The organism is Rhodococcus sp. NPDC060086 (genome assembly GCF_042730275.1).
In the GTDB taxonomy this organism is placed as follows: domain Bacteria; phylum Actinomycetota; class Actinomycetes; order Mycobacteriales; family Mycobacteriaceae; genus Rhodococcus.
On the sequence record NZ_JBHWWZ010000098.1, the window covers coordinates 1 to 2,739 of the forward strand.

Annotated in this window: 3 protein-coding genes; all 3 read right to left on the reverse strand. The window is 65.2% G+C overall.

Annotated features, from left to right (window positions below; translation table 11 throughout):
• Positions 1–55: 55 nt before the first annotated feature.
• Genes ACFWB0_RS25550 through lipB form a run of 3 tightly spaced genes read right to left on the reverse strand, consistent with a single transcriptional unit; the run spans position 56 to position 2,701 of the window.
• Positions 56–796, reverse strand: a complete 741-nt coding sequence (locus ACFWB0_RS25550) for a DUF4191 domain-containing protein (RefSeq protein ID WP_378493197.1) — start codon at positions 794–796, stop codon at positions 56–58.
• Between the two features lie 60 nt (positions 797–856).
• Positions 857–1,867 (reverse strand): lipoyl synthase, encoded by a 1,011-nt coding sequence (lipA, locus tag ACFWB0_RS25555; RefSeq protein WP_378493198.1) that lies wholly within the window; start codon positions 1,865–1,867, stop codon positions 857–859.
• 54 nt (positions 1,868–1,921) lie between these two features.
• Complete coding sequence (gene lipB / locus ACFWB0_RS25560; protein ID WP_378493199.1) at positions 1,922–2,701, reverse strand: lipoyl(octanoyl) transferase LipB; 780 nt, start codon at positions 2,699–2,701, stop codon at positions 1,922–1,924.
• Positions 2,702–2,739: the final 38 nt, after the last annotated feature.

A 2,739-nucleotide genomic window follows, 5' to 3' on the forward strand; every position in this document is an offset into this window, starting at 1 on the left:
GATCGGGACGGCGACCCTCAGCCATTGGAAACCTCAGCAGGTTGACTTCAGTGGATCAGCGGCGGCGCATGGTGCGCTGCACGCTCCGCATCTTCGCGCCCGCAGGAAGCGGACCCTTCGGCATCGCGGGGCCGCTCTTCTTGGTGCTCAGAGCCGAGAGACGGCCTTCGATCGCATCCATCCGCTTGGTATCGATGTTGCGGGGAAGCTTGTTCAACTGCTTCTGCAGCTGTGGCAGCGGGACCTGACCCTCGTCGTTGCCGACGATGAATTCGTAGATGGGAGTGTCGCCGACGAGACGGGCCACGCGCTTCTTCTCTTGCGACATCAGAGGCTTGATCCGACCGGCGTTGCCTTCACCGACGAGGATGACCCCCGGCCGGCCGATGACCCGGTGCAGTGCGTCGAGGTGGGTGGTGCCGGCGACGGCCTGCGAGACACGCCACGAACCCTGGAGATTGTCGAGGGCCCACGCTGCTGCGCCCGCCTGACCGTCGGCCTTCTTGTAGACGGTCTTCTGAACGCGACGCCCGAAGATGATGAATGCTGCGAGGACACCGACGAGGATGCCGATCGGCAACAGGAACCACTGGATGCTGAAGATCAGCCCGATCACGAAGAACACGACGATCGACGCGACGAGCGCACCGATCATCCACGGCAGAAGCGCCTTGTCTTCCTTGCGCTGAATCTGGAAGGCCTGCCACAGCTGTGTGCGGCGCTCCTTCGATGCCTGCTTGCGAGCGGCTTTCGCCGCTGCCTTCGCTTCCTTGTCGGTCTTGCTGCCCTTCGCCATGACTACCAGGATACTTTCCCCGCGGTGAACCGCTTGCCACCGCGGGTACCCGTCCGGTTTCTAGCTGCCGAATCGGGCGAGAACCGAGCTGGCTTCCTGGCTTGCGGTGCCTCCCTGCGCGAGATGTGCCTGATCGGCGGGCAGTTCACGACCGTGGTGAGCCATTGCCTGCGCGTACAGGCGACCGGCGCGATACGACGAGCGTACGAGCGGTCCGGCCATCACACCGGCGAAGCCGATCTTCTCGGCCATCTCGGAGTGGGTCACGAATTCCTCGGGCTTGACCCACCGCTCGACGGGGTGATGCCGAGGTGACGGGCGCAGGTACTGCGTGATCGTGATGATGTCGCAGCCGGCGTCATGGAGATCGTGTAGTGCCTCGGTGACCTCGTCGGGAGTCTCGCCCATACCGAGAATCAGGTTGGACTTGGTGACCAGCCCGAACTCGCGGGCAGCGGTGATCACGTCGAGGGACCGCTGGTAACGGAACGCGGGACGGATTCGCTTGAAGATGCGCGGGACGGTCTCGACGTTGTGCGCGAGGACCTCCGGCCGCGACTCGAAGACTTCCTGCAGCAGATCCGGCTTGCCGTTGAAATCCGGGATCAGGTTCTCGACGCCGGTTCCCGGATTGAGCTCGTGGATCTTGCGGACAGTTTCGGCGTACAGCCAGGCGCCGCCGTCCGGAAGATCGTCTCGGGCGACACCGGTGATCGTCGAGTAACGCAATCCCATCGACTGGACCGATTCGGCGACGCGACGCGGTTCGTCGCGGTCGAGCGCGGTGGGCTTGCCCGTGTCGATCTGGCAGAAGTCGCATCGGCGGGTGCACTGCTCACCGCCGATGAGGAAGGTGGCCTCGCGGTCTTCCCAGCATTCGTAGATGTTGGGGCATCCGGCTTCTTCGCAGACCGTGTGCAGGCCTTCACGCCGCACGAGGCCTTTGAGGTCGGTGTACTCCGGTCCCATCTTGGCGCGGGTCTTGATCCAATTGGGCTTACGTTCGATGGGCGTCTGCGCGTTCCGGGTCTCGATCCGCAGCAGCTTGCGTCCTTCTGGGGCGACAGTCACGCCATCGATGGTACGCCGGAGCGCCGGGTGAAACTTCTTCCGGGTGTGGGCATGTCAGAACCGGTGAGCAGTGAACTCCGGCCTGGTCGAGTTCGGTGCAGCGGCCGAGACGGCCTGTTCGAAGGTGACCCGTTCGATGTTGCACTCGGTGACGGGAAGTCGGCCGTCGAGCGCGGCGACGACCGCTTCGGTCACCGCCGGGATCACCTCGTGCACCGGCACGTCGCGGCCCAGTTCGCCCGTGAGAGACGCGACTCCGGCATCGCGGATACCGCACGGGACGATCGAGTCGAAGGCGTCGAGAGCGGAGTCGCAGTTGAGGGAGAACCCGTGCATCGCGACACCGCGCTGTACCCGGATGCCGATGGCGGCGATCTTCCGTTCGGCCAGCCACCGCCCGTCGCGCAATTCCGCGGGCAGCCATACCCCGGAGCGGCCTTCGACGCGCCCGCACACCAGACCCATGTCGGTGCATACCGTGATCAGTGCCTGCTCGATCCGCCGGACGTAGTCGACGACGTCGATCGGCGCGGCGAGCCGGATGATCGGGTAGCCGACGAGCTGACCGGGACCGTGCCAGGTGATCTTCCCGCCCCGATCGACATCGATGACGGGGGTGCCGTCGGAGGGCCGGTCGGAGTCCTCGGTCCGCCTGCCCGCGGTGTACACGGGTGGGTGCTCGAGAAGGAGAAGGGTGTCGGCGCCGATGCCGTCTGCACGCTCGGCAGCGAGCTCGCGCTGACGCTCCCAGGCTTCGAGATAACCGATCATGCCAAGCTGCGCCACAACGACCGGCGCGGAGTCGAGACGTGCGGAGGACGCGGCATTGCTCATAGGTGTCGACAGTACGCCTCGTCACAGAACGGAGGCGG